The sequence below is a fragment of the Mycobacterium sp. pV006 genome (genome assembly GCF_041287115.1).
Classification (GTDB): Bacteria; Actinomycetota; Actinomycetes; order Mycobacteriales; family Mycobacteriaceae; genus Mycobacterium.
In genome coordinates this window covers 1-16,817 of the sequence record NZ_JBGGKT010000032.1, presented here as the reverse complement: position 1 = coordinate 16,817, position 16,817 = coordinate 1, and the positions used below count along the sequence as shown (strand labels likewise).

At 64.1% G+C, this 16,817-nt stretch carries 13 protein-coding genes and 1 pseudogene; 10 read left to right on the top strand and 4 right to left on the bottom strand.

Features of this window, described 5'->3' with window-relative positions; translation table 11 throughout:
• Positions 1-78: 78 nt before the first annotated feature.
• A pseudogene (locus tag ACAG25_RS24435) lies at positions 79-468 on the bottom strand (AraC family transcriptional regulator); the annotation flags it as partial.
• A gap of 461 nt (positions 469-929) precedes the next feature.
• Entirely contained in the window at positions 930-1,754 is an 825-nt protein-coding gene (locus tag ACAG25_RS24430; protein ID WP_024444594.1) for an alpha/beta fold hydrolase, read from the bottom strand.
• A 156-nt stretch (positions 1,755-1,910) separates the two neighbouring features.
• On the opposite strand from ACAG25_RS24430, the gene ACAG25_RS24425 reads away from it, so the two are divergent.
• The 7 genes from ACAG25_RS24425 to ACAG25_RS24395 all read left to right on the top strand — a co-directional run bounded on the left by ACAG25_RS24425 (position 1,911) and on the right by ACAG25_RS24395 (position 9,032).
• Complete coding sequence (locus ACAG25_RS24425) at positions 1,911-2,123, top strand: heavy-metal-associated domain-containing protein (RefSeq protein ID WP_011856847.1); 213 nt, start codon at positions 1,911-1,913, stop codon at positions 2,121-2,123.
• Positions 2,120-3,091, top strand: coding sequence for a heavy-metal-associated domain-containing protein (locus ACAG25_RS24420; RefSeq protein WP_370491022.1), 972 nt, complete (start codon positions 2,120-2,122; stop codon positions 3,089-3,091). The genes ACAG25_RS24425 and ACAG25_RS24420 overlap by 4 nt, the downstream gene beginning before the upstream one ends.
• A gap of 40 nt (positions 3,092-3,131) precedes the next feature.
• Positions 3,132-5,417, top strand: a complete 2,286-nt coding sequence (locus ACAG25_RS24415) for a heavy metal translocating P-type ATPase (RefSeq protein WP_370491021.1) — start codon at positions 3,132-3,134, stop codon at positions 5,415-5,417.
• Between the two features lie 26 nt (positions 5,418-5,443).
• Positions 5,444-5,722 carry a YHS domain-containing protein gene (locus tag ACAG25_RS24410; RefSeq protein WP_024444591.1) on the top strand — a complete coding sequence of 93 codons (279 nt, stop codon included), beginning with the start codon at positions 5,444-5,446 and terminating at the stop codon, positions 5,720-5,722.
• 70 nt (positions 5,723-5,792) lie between these two features.
• Positions 5,793-6,122 (top strand): metal-sensitive transcriptional regulator, encoded by a 330-nt coding sequence (locus tag ACAG25_RS24405; protein WP_011856766.1) that lies wholly within the window; start codon positions 5,793-5,795, stop codon positions 6,120-6,122.
• A gap of 55 nt (positions 6,123-6,177) precedes the next feature.
• Positions 6,178-8,310 (top strand): heavy metal translocating P-type ATPase, encoded by a 2,133-nt coding sequence (locus tag ACAG25_RS24400; RefSeq protein ID WP_024444590.1) that lies wholly within the window; start codon positions 6,178-6,180, stop codon positions 8,308-8,310.
• 215 nt (positions 8,311-8,525) lie between these two features.
• On the top strand, positions 8,526-9,032 hold the full coding sequence (locus tag ACAG25_RS24395) for a pyridoxamine 5'-phosphate oxidase family protein (RefSeq protein WP_024444589.1): 507 nt from the start codon (positions 8,526-8,528) through the stop codon (positions 9,030-9,032).
• A 34-nt stretch (positions 9,033-9,066) separates the two neighbouring features.
• Here the strand turns inward: ACAG25_RS24395 and ACAG25_RS24390 are convergent, their stop codons facing one another.
• Positions 9,067-9,951, bottom strand: a complete 885-nt coding sequence (locus ACAG25_RS24390; RefSeq protein WP_370491020.1) for a hypothetical protein — start codon at positions 9,949-9,951, stop codon at positions 9,067-9,069.
• A gap of 234 nt (positions 9,952-10,185) precedes the next feature.
• Entirely contained in the window at positions 10,186-11,148 is a 963-nt protein-coding gene (locus ACAG25_RS24385) for an AAA family ATPase (RefSeq protein ID WP_024444588.1), read from the bottom strand.
• Positions 11,149-11,551: 403 nt separating this feature from the next.
• Between ACAG25_RS24385 and ACAG25_RS24380 the strand changes: the two genes are divergently transcribed.
• The 3 genes from ACAG25_RS24380 to ACAG25_RS24370 all read left to right on the top strand — a co-directional run bounded on the left by ACAG25_RS24380 (position 11,552) and on the right by ACAG25_RS24370 (position 14,615).
• Positions 11,552-12,478, top strand: a complete 927-nt coding sequence (locus ACAG25_RS24380; RefSeq protein WP_234814102.1) for a class I SAM-dependent methyltransferase — start codon at positions 11,552-11,554, stop codon at positions 12,476-12,478.
• Between the two features lie 159 nt (positions 12,479-12,637).
• The gene (locus ACAG25_RS24375) at positions 12,638-13,510 is read left to right on the top strand and encodes a hypothetical protein (RefSeq protein WP_073683280.1); all 873 of its coding nucleotides are present in this window, start codon (positions 12,638-12,640) and stop codon (positions 13,508-13,510) included.
• Positions 13,511-14,096: 586 nt separating this feature from the next.
• Positions 14,097-14,615 (top strand): hypothetical protein, encoded by a 519-nt coding sequence (locus ACAG25_RS24370; protein WP_024444586.1) that lies wholly within the window; start codon positions 14,097-14,099, stop codon positions 14,613-14,615.
• Positions 14,616-16,817: the final 2,202 nt, after the last annotated feature.

The following is a 16,817-nucleotide window of genomic DNA, read 5'->3' as shown; positions in this document are numbered from 1 at the left end:
CGCGATCGAAATTCTCATCCAATCTGGGGCAATGCAGGTCAGACTAGTAAATGTGCCCCAGATTCAATGAGAACGGACATCGATCAGCTCGTCGACCACGACGGCCAACGGACGTCGGCGGGTGAACGTCAACACCGGAGCAACAGTCCAGCCGGACCGAAGCGCGCGCAGGTGCGCCGAGCGCCCTGGGGCAGACTCCGGTTCCAAGAACACTACGGTGCCCTCCGGCGCGCCGACTTCGACTCGGTGTGGCGCATCGGCGGGCACGACCACCTTGGTGCCGCGATGCTGGTTGCCGTGCTCGTCACGCATCGTGAAAGGTGTTGTTGCGGTGACAATCTGGACGGCATGGTGGGCGTGTAGGTCGGTGGTGCCAATCGATCCGGTGAACGCCAACACCCCAGGTCGCAGCAGTGCAGTCCCGCCCCAGTGCGGTTCACCGGTGATACCACCGCCATCCCGCATCATCGCCACGAATCGATGCTACGGCCTTCCATTAATCGACTTACCGCGGCGCCAGCAACGGGGAACATCGAATCAGGCGTGGAGCCATCCGCCGCCACGGGTAATGCAGGATATGCGCCGTGGGCCAGTCACCCACCGCCGCGCCTAGCTCGGGCTGCCCTTGTACCGTATACCCCTCAGGGGTACCTTCGTTGTATCACCCGGGGCGGGTAGCCCGACGACTGGAAGGCGTATCGCTGGTGAGCGTACAAGAAAGATTTCGGCAGCTCGTGCAAAGCCAGACCGCACGGTCGATCGCCAAATGCATCGCTTTGTGCGCGGTGGGTCGTGTCACTAGTGGGCGCCGCTCAGGCAAGGCCGGCGAGGGAAAGTCCTGCTGCGGCTGACAGCACCGCGACAGGCTGCCCCCGAGCGGCTTGCCGCCGGAGCGTGAGGCCCCTCACTGCTGCCGCCGTCCTTAGTGCCTAGTCTTTATGGACCCGAGTGTCCCGGTCCGATGTTCTGCGAAGGAAGTTCTCGATCGCTGGGCCGAAAGCGTGTGCCATGTCCTCAGCGTTGACGAATTGGCGGGACATCGAAACTTCGGCGAGGACCCCTCGTGGAAGGACATCGGCGAGGCTGTGGGCCAAGCACTCGGGGTGACGGATGTCGTCGCCGGCGATGACGAGCGTCGCAGTGTCGATGCGCCGGAGGTCCTCGACCGTTGCAAAGGCGCGGTCATGACCGATTGACGCCGCGGCCGCCGCACTGTGGGCGTCAGCGCGCGGAATAGCCTCAGCGACCAGGTTGGCGATCAGCGGCTGAAGATCAGGAATGAACAATTCCCAGGCGGCCTGCAGACCGCGGGAACGGGCATGCTCGGCGAAACGATCCATCAGATCGGTGTCTGCGGCTTTGTCCGCATCGTCCTCTATCGCTTCAGCACTGATGACCACCGCCGACCGGGCGATACGGGGGTGCTGGAGGCACGTCCGCAAAACGATGGTGCCGCCCAGTCCGGCGCCGACAAGGTGGGCGCAGGTGTCATCGAGCGCGTGAACGATCGCAATGACGTCGCTGACGTACTGATCCCATCGGTGCAACGTCGGGTCGGGACAACGCGATGCTCCGTACCCTCGAATGTCAGGCAACGCAACGCGATACCGGCCAGCGAGCCGGTCAGCAAGCGGTCGCATGCTGTAGTGATCCGGACCCCCACCATGAAGCATGATGATCAGTTCGCCGCGCCCGACGACCTCCCCCATGAGGGGCCAGCCATCATCTCCGACGTGCAACGCGCGCACCACCAACTGATCCCTCCCGTCGTTCCGGGATAGCGCTACGCGCGTCGACACCAAACCAATGACCCCGGAAAGTAACCCTTGAAGCATACCCCCAAGGGGTATATGCTCTCTTACGTATACCCGGTAGGGGTATCTACACCCGTCGAGGATAGGAGATTGGTGATGAGCACGAGCACGTACGCCGTCACAGGAATGACTTGCGGACATTGCGAGCTGTCGGTGCGCGAAGAGGTCAGCGAGGTCGCCGGAGTTGAAGACGTCGAAGTTAGCGCCAAAACCGGCACCCTGATCGTGACGTCGAGCCGTCCCGTCGACGACGCGCAGATCCTCAACGCCGTCGACGAGGCCGGCTACTCGGCGGTGCGTGTCGCATGAACGCCGCGGGACGATTGACAGCGATTGGCGCCGGACTGGCAGTGGCGTTCACGGCTGCATACGTCACCGCCGCAGCGGTCGTCCCTGATACCGCGGCGACATCTCCCCAGACCCAAACTTCCGATGCTGCAGCGGATCACAGCGCGCCGCCGACCGAGCAGGCGTCGCCAGTCGATCCCTTCGCCGACCCGCCGGGGTTGTCGTTGGCCGAAGACGGATACGTCCTGAGCCCGGTGCGGTCCCCCAGCGCACCCAACGATCGGGGAACGATGAGCTTCACCATCGTCGACCCGGGCGGCACGCCGCTGCTGGACTACGCGACCGTGCACGACAAGCAACTGCACCTCATCGTGGTCCGTTCCGACGGCCAGCACTTCGCCCATGTACACCCAAGGCTGGACGCGGCCACCGGCACGTGGTCAACGCCGTGGACGTGGAACGCCGCCGGCACCTACCGCGTGTTCGCCGACTTCCAACCCGCAGGGGCGGGCAGCGCCAAACTCACCCTCACCCGAACCGTGCAGGTGGCCGGCGCGTTCGTCCCGGCGGTGGCGAGTGCCACACGCACCGTGGATGACATCGCCGGATACACCGTGAAACTGGACGGTGCACTCACCGCGGGCGTCTCCCACCAACTCACCGCGACAGTCACGCGCGACGGCCGGCCGGTGATGACCTTGCAGCCCTACCTGGGGGCTTACGGCCATCTCGTCGCCTTGCGTGAGGGAGACCTGGCGTATCTACATGTGCACCCTGAGGGGGCCGAGCCGGTACCGGGCGGCACCGGTGGGCCTGCGGTGTCGTTCGCGGCAACCGCACCCACAGCGGGGCGCTACCTGCTCTACCTCGACTTCAAAGTCCAGGACACCGTGCACACCGCCAGCTTCGTCGTCGACGCCGCACCCGGTGGCACCAACGAGCCCGCGCCAGAGCCATCGCGTGACGCCGGCCATGCCGGCGGGCACTGAGCTATCCCGTCCGAATCAGAAACTGAAAGGCAGTGGCTTCATGACGACATCGACACCGGTGTCTGGCCCGAGTGTGGAACTTCGCATCGGGGGAATGACCTGCGCCTCCTGCGCCAACCGCATCGAGCGCAAGCTCAACAAGCTCGACGGCGTGGCCGCGACAGTCAATTACGCGACGGAAAAGGCCACCGTCACGGTGCCTGACGGATACGATCCGGCGCTGCTGATCGCCGAGGTGGAGAAGACGGGCTACACCGCCGCGCTCCCGACACCGCGCACGCCGATGCCCTCCGACGCATCCGGTGACACCCCGCACGCCGCGGACACCGCCGACCCCGAACTGGCCTCGCTGCGGCACCGCCTGAGGGCCTCGGCCGTCCTGACGGTGCCGGTCGTCGCGATGGCGATGATCCCGGCGCTGCAGTTCACGTACTGGCAGTGGGCGTCGCTCACGCTGGCGGCCCCCGTCGTCGTGTGGGCAGCATGGCCATTCCACCGGGCCGCCTGGGCCAACCTGCGACACGGCACCGCGACCATGGATACGCTCATTTCGCTGGGCACCGTGTCAGCGTTCCTGTGGTCGCTGTATGCGCTGTTTCTGGGCAGCGCCGGCACGCCGGGTATGAAGCATCCCTTCGCGTTCACCCTGGCGCCGTCGCATGGCGCCGCCAACATCTACCTCGAAGTCGCCGCCGGCGTAACCACGTTCATCCTGGCCGGACGCTACTTCGAGAAGCGGTCCAAACGGCAGGCCGGAGCGGCACTACGAGCCCTACTCGACCTAGGCGCCAAAGACGTATCCGTCCTGCGCGACGGGACGGAAACCAAGATCGCCATCGAAGAACTCGTGGTTGGCGACGAGTTCATCGTGCGCCCGGGGGAGAAGATCGCCACCGACGGCGTGGTGGTGTCCGGTTCCTCGGCTGTCGACGCCTCGATGCTGACCGGCGAAGCGGTACCCGTGGAAGTCGCTACCGGCGACACCGTGGTCGGTGCCACCGTCAACGCCGGCGGTCGGCTGGTGGTGCAGGCCACTCGCGTCGGCTCGGACACCCAGCTCGCGCAGATGGCCCAGCTGGTCGAACGCGCCCAGACCGGCAAGGCCGAAGTGCAACGCCTGGCCGATCGCATTTCCGGCGTCTTCGTACCGATCGTCATCGCTATCGCCGTGATCACCCTCGGCGCCTGGCTGGGCGCGGGATTCTCAGTCGCCGCCGCGTTCACCGCAGCGGTCGCGGTCCTCGTCATCGCCTGCCCCTGCGCCCTCGGGCTGGCCACGCCCACCGCCCTGCTGGTGGGCACCGGTCGCGGCGCACAAATCGGCGTGCTGATCAAAGGTCCCGAGGTGCTCGAATCCACCCGCAAGGTTGACACCGTGGTGCTGGATAAGACCGGAACCGTCACCACCGGCAAAATGACGCTGGTCGATGTCATCACAGCGCCGGAAACCGAACGCGCGGAGCTGCTTCGACTGGCCGGCGCCCTGGAGAACGCCTCCGAGCACCCCATCGCCCAAGCCGTCGCCGCCGCGGCGGCCGAGGAACTCCAGGCCCTGCCCGTTCCGGAGGACTTCGCGAATGTCGAAGGTAAAGGCGTCCACGGCATCGTGGATGGACACGCCGTCATCGTTGGGCGCGAATCACTGCTGTCCGACTGGGCGCAACACCTCAGCCCGGATCTGTCCCACGCCAAGGCCCGCGCGCAAGCCCAGGGAAAGACCGTGGTAGCGGTCGGGTGGGACCGGCAGGCGCGCGGTGTACTCGTCATCGCTGACACCGTGAAATCGACGAGCGCACAGGCAATCTCGCAGATGCGTGACATTGGGCTGACCCCCGTGTTGCTCACCGGCGACAACCAAGCCGTCGCTCGACAGATCGCCGCCGAAGTCGGCATCGACGACGTCATCGCCGAAGTCATGCCCGAAGGCAAGGTTGACGTCATCGCACGCCTCCAAGCCGAAGGCAAGACGGTCGCCATGGTCGGCGACGGAGTCAACGACGCGCCCGCCCTCGCCCAAGCCGACCTCGGTCTGGCGATGGGCACCGGCACCGACGTCGCCATCGAGGCCTCCGACATCACCCTGGTGCGCGGTGATCTGCGCAGCGCCGTTGACGCGATCAGGCTGTCCCGCGAAACACTGTCGACGATCAAAACCAACCTGTTCTGGGCGTTCGCCTACAACGTCGCAGCGATCCCCGTCGCAGCACTGGGCATGCTCAATCCGATGCTGGCCGGAGCCGCAATGGCATTCTCCAGCGTCTTCGTGGTGGGCAACAGCCTGCGCCTGCGCCGCTTCAAAACCACTTCCGCCGACACCACCAGTTAAATCACCGCCACCTGTGAGGAGAACCAATGTCCGAGAATCAGAACCGCACGTCAGCCTGCTGCTGCAGCGGCGCAGCCGACAAAATCGATACCTCACCCATCGACCCTACGGCGAGGAACCTGCTTGACCTCGGATCGCAGAACGAGACCACCTGCCCCGTGATGCCCGGCACGCCGGTGAACAAGACGGTCGCCGAAGCGGCGGGACTATTCCGTGACTATCGCGGTCGGCGTTACTGGTTCTGCTGCAAGGGATGCGGACCACGTTTCGACCGCGACCCCGACAAGTATGCCTCCGCCGCATGACCGCGACCCTCGTCGCGCACTCCTCGCCGGGCACCCGAAGTTAGTCACCACCACGCACAAGGAAAGCGTCATGACCCACGCCGACAACACCAGGCACTGCCCCTCAACAGGCACCACCCACCACGGCTACATCACCGATAAAGACAAATACCTCAAGCGGTTGAAGCGCATCGAAGGCCAAGCCCGCGGCATCAGCAGAATGATCGAAGAGGAGCGGTACTGCATCGACATCCTGACCCAAACAGACGCGCTCACCAAAGCCCTCCAAGGCGTCGCGCTGGCACTGCTTGACGACCATCTTCGCCACTGCGTCCGTGACGCCGCCGCCACCGGCGGACCGGCCGCTGACGCCAAACTCACAGAAGCCTCTGAAGCCATCGCCCGCTTGGTGCGTTCCTAACACCCACATCATCAATGCGCGTCGACTGAAACGCGAAGTCCCCTAAGGAAAGAACATGACAAACCGCGATGACCACGGCGTAGCAACATCCCACCCTGGCGGGCACGCCCACCACCAATTCCCCAGCGCACACCCTGACACCCACCCACACGGCGAACACCACGGCCATGACAATCACACCGGCCACACTGGCCATAGCGGCCACGGCGGTGACCACGTGGCCCAATTCCGCAAGCTCTTCTGGATCAACCTGATCATCGCCATACCGGTCGTCGCGTTCTCTACCATGTTCGCGATGCTGCTCGGTTACGACGTCCCCGACTTCCCCGGCGCACGCTGGATCGCGCCCCTGCTCGGGACAGTGATGTACGTCGTCGGTGGCCGCCCCTTCCTCACCGGTGCGCTGAACGAGGTCCGTTCCCGCAAACCAGGAATGATGCTCCTGATCGGACTGGCGATCACCGTCGCCTTTTTCGCGTCCTGGGGCGCGAGCTTGGGCCTGCTCCACCACGAGCTGGAATTCTGGTGGGAACTCGCCCTTCTCATCGTCATCATGCTGCTCGGCCACTGGGTAGAAATGCGCTCGCTGGCCCAGACCACCTCAGCGCTGGACTCACTGGCCGCACTACTTCCCGACGAAGCCGAGAAGATCGACGGCGACCGCACCGTCACCGTCTCGCCGACCGACCTGCACGTCGGCGATGTCGTTGTAGTCCGACCCGGCGGCAGCATCCCTGCCGACGGCAAGATCGTCGACGGACGCGCCGACATGGACGAGTCCATGGTGACCGGCGAATCCCGGCCCGTTACCCGCGGCGTCGGGGATCCCGTCACAGCCGGCACCGTCGCCACCGATTCCGGGCTTCGGGTCGAGATCACCGCCACCGGCGACGACACCGCCCTAGCAGGCATCCAACGCCTAGTCACCGAAGCGCAGAATTCGTCCTCGCGTGCCCAGCGCCTTGCTGACAAGGCCGCCGGCTGGCTGTTCTGGTTCGCCCTGATCACCGCCGCGATCACCGCGGCGGCATGGACAATCGTCGGCAATCCCGATGCCTCGGTGGTAAGAGCGATCACCGTGCTGGTCATCGCCTGCCCTCATGCGCTGGGCCTGGCGATACCACTGGTCGTGTCCATCGCCACCGAACGCGCCGCCAGAGGCGGCGTCTTGATCAAAGATCGGCTGGCCCTGGAAGGTATGCGCACTGTCGACGCCGTGCTGTTCGACAAGACCGGCACCCTGACGAAAGGCGAACCCACCGTCACCGCCGTCGAGGCGACCGGAGACGACGACGGCGACATCGTGCTCGCGCTCGCCGCCGCCGCCGAGACCGACAGTGAACACCCCCTGGCGCGGGCCATCGTGAAAGCCGCCGAGGATAGGGGATTAACGGTGCCGCGCGCCAGCGGCTTCTCGTCCTCTCCTGCCGTCGGTGTGACTGCGACGGTCGACGGGCACGAAATCCGAGTGGGCGGCCCCCGACTTCTCGAAGAAGTCGGCGCCCAGGAGGTCCCCGCGGCCACCGCGTGGCGCGGCGAAGGCGCCATCATTCTGCACGTCATCCGCGACGGAGAGGTGCTCGGCGGCCTGCGCTTGGCCGACGAGATCCGCCCCGAATCCCGCGAAGCCGTCGATGCGCTTCACAAGCTTGGCGTGCAAGTCGTCATGATCACCGGCGACGCCGAAGCCGTCGCCAATAGTGTCGGCCACCAGCTGGGCATCGACCGGGTGTTCGCGGGGGTGCGCCCCGAAGACAAGGCGTCGAAAGTTGCTGCCCTGCAACATGAGGGCAAGAAGGTTGCCATGGTCGGCGATGGAGTCAACGATGCCCCCGCCTTGGCGCAGGCCGATGTCGGCATCGCCATCGGTGCCGGCACTGACGTCGCCATCGCTTCCGCCGGTGTCATCCTGGCCAGTTCCGACCCCCGCTCGGTGCTGTCGGTCATCGAGCTGTCCCGCGCCAGCTACCGCAAGATGAAACAGAATCTCTGGTGGGGCGCCGGGTACAACCTCATCTCTGTGCCCCTGGCTGCTGGTGTGCTGGCACCCATCGGCATCGTGCTGCCCATGTCGGTCGGCGCCATCCTCATGTCACTGTCAACGATCGTCGTCGCGCTCAACGCGCAACTTCTGCGCCGCCTCGATTTGACGCCCGAGGCGAGCACCCGCGCCGTTCTCAACCGTTAGGGGACGGCCCACCATGTGGAGCATCCGGCGACCATGTGAAGTTCGAATCGCCGCTCCCAACCATGTGGAGCTTCGCACGAAGAAAGCAAATGCAGTCGCCGGTCGAATTCTCAATTATCCGTCGACCGCCGGTACCTTCGGATGCGCCGTAGACGGCGTGTAGCTGAGCGACAAGCCACCCAATCGGAGCCGGGGAAGCGGAGGAAGGAGCACCAGTGACCGACCTCGCCACTGTCGAAAATTCGATTCGACGACGGTCGTTCGGCACCCTGTCGACGCTCGATAGCAGCGGCAACCCCCACGCGACGGCCGTCACGTACGCAGCGGCCGGTGAAGGCACAAACCTGACGTTGTACATCACGACCCGTACTACGAACGTCAAGGTTAAAAACATTCGACGACGCCCACAGGTAGCCTTCGTCATTCCCGTGCCGCACCGCTTTCTCCCCATGATGCCGCCGGCAGCTGTGCAGTTTGCGGGGTCGGCCACAATACTGAACCACGAAAACGCCGACGCGCGAGGGGCATTCCACGCGGACTGGTTTCTCCGTCGCATTCTCGCCGCCGAGGAGCGCATCGTCTCTCAGAGTGCTGAGCTGTGCTTCATCGCAGTCCGGCCGAGGCGATGGTTATCCACCTACGGCATCGGAATGTCGGCCCTCGACATCGTGCGTCATCCGGGCGACGCCATCGGGCGGGCAGACCTGACGGGCGGAAACTAGCCGTCAGGCCGTGGATTGGCCATACAGACGTAGGTCAATGCACATGGTCGTGGTCTTGGTGGTCGTCTAGCGGCGTCGCCGCTGGAAGCGGCTCGCTGATGGGCACGGGCGTAGCCTGCTCAGGCGCGCCGCCAGAGCCAGCGCCTGGTGCAGGAGCTTCGACTGGGCGCACGGCAGGCGGGGAAGACGTCGGCTCCGGATCGTGATTGTGATGGTCGTCGACGTGTTCTGCACCGGTTCCGTGATCATCGGAGGCGGGCTCCCCAGCGGGCGCTGCAGGGGATGGTTCAGGATGGCTGTGATGGTCGTCAGTCTGCTCTGCACCAGGTCCGTGGTGATGAGCCCCTGCTTCAGCGCGGGCTGGGGCGTGGTGGCCGTGCCGTAGACCAGAGGCAGCGCCCACTGTGGACGCCAACGTGACGATCCCAATCGCGCCCAGGAGCACCATGGCACTGCCGAAGGCGGGCACCGGTTCTCCTTGAAGGCCGCGGTGCCAGACCCAGCCAGCGCCCATGACGACATAGATCTGAAGCAGCAACGCGCATAGGTCCGCGGCTTGGATCAGTTCGGCTTGACCGGCGTGGGGCCCGAGCGGCGCTCCCGCGGTTCTCGACACGGACCAAAGCGCAATAACGGCAAGGTTGACCAAGATGCCAAGAGCTAGCACCGGGGTGGTGGTACGGGTGAGTACTAGCCGCGCCCACAACAGTTGGAACAGCGCGATGGCAGCGAAAAACAGGCCCGCTGGCATCCATTCCTGCCAGTGGGCGGGAACGACGGCGAAATGGATGACAGAAGCACCTAGTGAGGCGAGCGCGGCAAGCCGAGCCGCTAACCGGCTGTCGGTCTTCTTCGCTGTCCTAGGCGCCACCGAACCAGGATGACAGCGCCACCCCCGACACTGGCTGCATGAGGCCACATCTCAATACGACCGAGATTCATTCGTCATCAACTACTGCCGTCCTACGTAGATGGCTCGATGCGACCCTTCGTCTGCGAGTCTCAACCACCGCCGTTTGGCGATAACCAACACCGGCTCCTCTTGAGACCTCGCCGATGCGGCAGTAGCGCACGTCGCTGTTCGCGTCCGGAAACGGCTCAGAGTGTCGACGGGACAGCGCGCGTCACCGTGCGGGGCGCCGGAGGACAGAGGTCACATCTCCCTCATGGCGTTGCGCTGCTTGAGCCGTTCGCGCACCACATCCTCGACACGGCCATCGGGTAGCGACAACACATAGCGCCGTATGACATCCAGCGCGAACTCCTCAATGTCGGCGTAGCTGGCGCCGGCGAGCTTGTCGGCGAGGGTGCGCGGCGCCATACCGAGGTTCCCGCCGAGCTGCATACGCAGCTGCTCGAGAAAAGCCGTGGCCTGTACGCGCGACGGGGGAGGCAGTATTAACCGCACCTGAAAGCGGCGCCATGCCGCGCGGTCGAGCAGTTCGCCATGATTGGTCGCGCAGACGGCGACCACATGGGAGGGCAAGCGATCGATCTGTAGTAGCAACGTCGAAACGACGCGCTTGATTTCGCCGGTTTCGTGCGCGTCGGAGCGCTCCTTGGCGATGGTGTCGAACTCGTCGAAAAAGAGCACGCAGCGCCGAGTCCTTGCGAACTCGAAAACGTGATCGATTCGACTCGTTGTCTCTCCAAGAAAGCTAGATACAACTCCCTCGTAACGCACGGCGTAGAACGGCACCATCAACTCCGCTGCCAACGCTTCAGCAAGCGAGGTTTTACCGTTACCAGGCGGACCTTCCAAAAGGATGCGGTTACGCGGTTCCAGGCCGTGGCTGCGGAGAAGCTCGCTACGGTGATGCTCCTCGATGATCTCGGTCACCGCCGCCGTGACGGCAGGCGCCAAATGCACCTCTGACAATCGCCGCTTAGGCACAATTTCGGTGACCAGATCAGCGACCTGGCGGGCGGTGTCATCACGGGCGAGCAGGCTGCGAGCACCGGCAGTGGTGATCAATTCGGACAGACGATCAGCCACAAGATGGTGCTGATTGTTGCGCTCCTCGGCGATGATCGCCTCCACCAGCATGCGAAAGCGGGCGACGTCGCCACGCTGCTGCGCCTCGACCAGATCAATCACCAGGTCAGACCTCGCCATGGCCCCCTCCTTGCACAATGCCGCTCGCTCGATCATTGCAGATGCGCGCACCACCGCGGGTTCAGCGCCGCACAATGTCGTGCCCTCTAGCAGCGCCAACAGCCTCCAGATAGCTGTCCGAGGATTCCTTGCCCGCTCAGCCACCGGCCCCGCGCTGGCTGGCCCACAAGCTGCCCGGAGGTGTCACTGGAGGCGCAGTGGTGTGCCGCTAGCGATCGTCGGCGCCCGGTTGCCTAGCTGACTGGTGTGGACGCGACACCCGTTCCAATCGGCGGGATGATCATCGAGTCCTAGACTGCGGCGACTGGTGCGGGGTCCGTCCGGCGTCGAAGGCGGCCACGTCCAGGGAAGGCCGGTTACTGTCAGCCCAACCGGAAACAAGTCCTTGGCCGGAGGTATCGACGTGGCAGTGCGAGGCGAGCGAATCCTGGCAGCAGCGCTGGCAGCAGCGGGAAGGCGGCGATTCCGGAACCGGATCGCCGGGCAAGCCGCCCGCTACTGGTCTGAGCCCACTGGATCGGCCTGGGAAGCGAACTCACACTGGCGCAGCGGAATCGGTGATCAAGCCTGGCTGGAGGTTGGTGTTGACCACTGGAAGATCTATGAAACCTTCGCCCGAGCCCTTAATTCGCCCAGCCCGAACACGGTGATGGAGTGGGGCGCCGGCGGCGGGGCTAATGCCGTGGCTTTCGCCCCCCATGCGCAGCGGTTCATCGCCGCCGACATCTCCCAAGAAAACCTCGACGAATGCGTCCGACAAGTCCGCGCGACGTGCACGACACCCGTCGAGACACGGCGCATCGACCTTGCCTGCCCCGAACAAGCCACCGTCGGATTGGCGGGCAGCTGCGATGTCTTCCTGTGTCTATACGTGATCGAGCTAACGACGGGCGCGAACGCGGTAAGGGCCATCCTTAAAATCGCCCGCACCGTGTTGGCCCCCGGAGGCATGGCGCTGGTCCAAATCAAGTACCACACCAGCGATCGTCGGACCCGCGGCTTCGCCGGGACAGCCTACGACCGAAACCTCGCATCGACCACCACCTTCACCATCGAAGAGTTTTGGAACTTGGCGGCCGAGTGCGGCCTCACGCCACGGCTAATCACCTTGGTGCCGGAAAACCGTCTCGACAGCCGCTACGCCTACTACGCCCTCACCAATTTAGCCGCCGTGCAACCGGCGCCGCCTGACGAGCACCTGCTCGACGTCAAGTACTCAGAGTTCGCCGCCACGTTCAACGCTGATGCCGCCGACGCAGAGAGGCGCGCGGCGCGGGGCAACTACATAAGCCGCCGTGAGGGCGAACAACCGTCGACGACTGACGGTTAATCGGCTTGCCGCTGACTGGTGGAGTAACCGACTCTCCCTGCGTAGACGGCGCGGTGGCATCGTAGGCAGTTCGGACATTCCGACCAGCCAGCCCTAGTTGCTCGCGAATGTGGCTGCGGTGGTGGACGATAGCGCGCGGCCCGTCCTACGTTTGCGTCTATGAGCGGAAGTGGGAAGTTGCGGGCGCGCAAGCGTGCGGTGGAAGCGCAGCGCAGGGCGAACGAGAAACGCGCGAGCCTTGAACGTGCCAACGTAGACGATGCCGCCTCGGTTCGTGTGCTGCTCCAGCGGCTGCGCGCCGTTGACACTTGGGAGAGTGATCGCCTCGATCAAGTGAATGAAAACGTGCGCATGGACGCAGCCCGCAAGCGTGTGAGTCACTTTGTCAACCTGCAAACGGTTACCGGGCGGATGAGGGACCGCGGTCAGACGATCGCGTCGATCGCTACTCTTGCGGAGGTCGAGGTTCGCGACCTCCAAAATGTCCTTCGCAGAGCGCGTGCTGACGAGGGCGGCGCGCAGCGTGCAACGGAGTCTCGAAACGCCGCGGCTCTAAGCGCAAACGGCGCAAGTTTGGGGAGCCATAGCGCAGTTGGCGTTGACCATCATCAACCGATCGCAGCGGACAACTACCCGACATCCGATCCGAATCGGTGCGTCCGTTGCGATGCGGTCATGCTGGATCCCGAAGTCACTTCCCGGCGGGGGCGTCCGCGTCGCTATTGCTCTGACACGTGCCGCAGAGACGCCTCGGCGGCGCGTACAGCAGCACAGCGGCACGGAGAACCGATTCGCATCGTCGAGGTTCCTCGTGCTGCCGTCCGAAGTGCATCGAGTACACAACAACACGGTGCCACCGCTCCGGTAATTCGTTCCGCATGCGACGCAGTAGAATTCGCGCTCCAGAACGCGGATGCCATGAAAATACTATTGTCGAGTGTGGCTGAGCGGGCACGGCGTAAAGAGTTGGACCGCAGCACATTTGAGGCCGCCCGAGAACTCGGCAAAGTGGTCTATCCAAATAGGAGTTAACGCGTACCCTGGCTCGGCGCTACCCCGTCAGATGCTAAGCATGTCGTGTTCCGCCTTCACTTGATGGGGCATGGCTGGCCATGCAAACAGGCGGCGGCATCAATACCAGCGTGACTGATCCTGACATATGAGAGTTTGGCTGGAATCAAACGTTCTGGACATGACGCGGCTGGCAGTGTCCTGTTTGCTTGAAAGTGCAGATCAGCCCACTGAACTGGGATTATCCGCTGAACGAATGTGTGCTCAGCTGTGGCGAAGTGTCTGTGCGAAGCGGTAGTTTATGAGTCGTGGAGCGTCTAGATCTGCAACCGGCCACCGCGTGGGGCGGAATTGCGGCAGCTGGCGTGGCCGGTTCAGACGCCGCGTCTGTTGAACCGGCCGGTCCAATCGCTAGCGGCAGGCTGTCCATCATCGACGCCGCAGCCGGCCTCGCAGACTTCACTTCTATCGCTGCCCAGCAGGGTCACGCGGCGGGGCTTCTTCTGCGGGTTGAAGCATTGAGCACTGCAGCGGCCGCAGCAGTTAATTCCCTTGTTGTCGTGGATGAACTGAACGCGACACAGCTTCGATCCGTGGCGGAGTGACTGTGAGCAAGCTGGCGTTCTACCTCGCGGTCGTTAGCACCGTCGTTGCCATCATGTCACTCGCTGTAAGTCTCAATATCTTCCCACGTGGGCAGTCTGAACACGCGATAAGGCCGTCGACCTCGTCCACGTCTGCTGCGGAGCCCTCAGAAAAGCACGACGCGGCAATTGAGGCGTGTGTTGGCCTGAGGAACTTCAAGAGCGGTGTTGGGATTGCGCGTGGCGCCTTCATCGATCGCGTCGACCGGGCCAATGACTGGGAGTCATCACAAAGCCTGGGGGTGCAGGGCTACTACTTCAGCGCGGTGGGTGCGGAGTTGAACTATATGGCCACCCGGCTAGGTCCAGGCGTACCACGAGAAATTGTTGATGCGCTCGCTGATGTCCGGCGGTCGATCGTGGCTGTGGTCGACGCAGATTTGCGCCGTGAACCCGCCTCCGTTTCCAACGACATGGTTGATCAGTACTCGAGTGCCCTGCGGGCCGCTGAAAGTGCATGCAAAGCAACGGGGGTCGGCTAATGGCCGCTTCACCACCCGCTCGTAGCTATTCACGCTTCATCGTGGCGCCTGATGTATGGCCGGTCACCCGCGAGCAATCTGAAGGACGGGCTGCTGCTCAACGTCGTCTGGCAGTGGCGACTGCGGCTGCAGTAGATGCTCACCGGGTCGCCTTGCACGGCTTGCAGGTTGTCGGTGTGGCGCAGTCAAATGGTTTCGAAGCAATGCACGCTGCCTACAGGCGTATTCAGGTTCGGGCCGACGATAAGGCGGACGCGGATAAGGCTGCCGCTGATCTGATGCAGAGTGTTGCGGGGATCCAGATGAGTGCTGAGCTGATGATTGACACGATTGATGCTGAGGCACATCAACAACTGGCACACGTGCCGAGCAGAAGTCCCACGGCTATCAACATCATTACTAGTGCTGCCGCGCGGGCGCGAGGAATCGCAGTAGGGGCCGCCGATGAGATCCGCGCTCTAACTGTGCAATTCGTCCAGGGATTTACGCCTCTGCCGGAGGGACCCCCGAACGGCGATCCGTTTAGTACGGGCGATGACGATCGGTCGACCGATAAGCGATCCGACGAATCGCCTGAGCGTCCACCCGAGGCAGCAGTGGAGACCGGTGATGCGCAGCCTCGTCTTTCGGTGCCAGACCCGTCTGATGCCGAATCCAGGTCTGGTAACACTGCGCCGCGAGTCAGCACCGGGCCTACCCCTGGTCCTTCAACGCTGTCACCGCACCCCCCGGCGCAGAGCGCCAGTCCTGCGTCCGTAGCCGCGGTTGGTGACATCGGAAGCAGTGGGGTAGGCCTCGCCGGACCAGGAAGTTCCTCATCCATAGGCTCGTTGGCCGCGTTCGGAAGTTCGGCATCGCCGCTACCGGGATCGGGCACTGGAGGAATGTCGCAGTCGGGTTTGGTACGACCGGCAGTATCTGCATCGCCGTCTCCTGCTGTCGCGCTGCAAGGGGTCATGCCTGCAAGTGGTCCTGCGCCGCTGTCATCGGTCACCGGCGCTCAGACGACTAGCTTTCCTGCTGTCGTAGCCACTGCGACGCCGGCGCAGCCGGCGGCATCTCCGAGTGGAATCTGGCATCCGTCAATAGGAGCGACCACGGGTGCCGTGCCAGCGTCTATTGCCGGGCCGCAGGTAGTGTCGAGTACTAATCCCTATCCAGCGGTTTCAGCACCCTTGCTGCCCCCGGGGCCGATGGGTCCGCCGCCTTCAGTTCCGGCCGCAGTTCCACCGTCCGCCGGTGCTGTCCCATTGATGGGCGGCGCTCACACCTCAATGGCGCCTGCCGCCGCATCGGTCGCGACGGCAGCGTTGACAACTCCCGCCGCGACGCTGCCGTCCCGGGTAGCGGCCGCGGCGGCCCGGGACTTGGAACGGCGGCGCAACGAGTCGAGCGATCTACAGACGGTTAAACGGTTGGCGTGGGAACTGTTGTACGCCACCGAATCCTGCCGAACCTTCGCACTGTGGGCCGTCGGCCTGATGTATTCAGCGGCTGGCGATCGGCATGTTGTGGTGCTGACACATCACGGTGCGGGCTACGTCCCCGCGGGGATTGTGGTCCCTAGGGGCGTGCGGATGCTCTGGTCTGACCAAGCTATTGGAGAGGGCTTTCGTAGCCGATGGATCGGAAATCTCGATCCGGCTGCGACACTGATCGCCTTCGCAGAAGTTAAGGCCGCGGAGCCGGCTGGCTGGCGCTTAGCCGCTGCAGCGACCACCTGGTCTGACGTAACAGCGCTCATGACTGCCGCGCAACGCTGGGGTACTGAATGGGCCACCTGCTCCGGCATGTCCATGCCCGCCTCAATCGGAAAACGGGACGCTATCGCCAACGCGAATACTCCGCACCGATTGGAGCGGGAGTACCCCGACCTTTTCGAGCGTGTAGCGCAACTTCGTGCCAGAGGGCTTACCCAGCGAGCCGCCAAACTGGTCACGGAAGCAATCGTTTCCGACGCGCGCCTTGCGATCGTCGCCGACGGTGGCCCCCGAATTCCGCCGAACTTCGACTCGGTATGGCCGGCTGCAGCAGACGGCAGAGTAGACGCTTCGGACCGCGCCCGTTTCGCCGAAGCGGTTCAGCAGCAATGGTTCAGCACCGGAATGGTGCAGCCGGGTTGGTGTTGGCCGTCGCTGAGGATGCAGATGATGCCGTCACTGTCGATGACGACGTGATTTCGGGTGTTGGTCTGCATGGTGA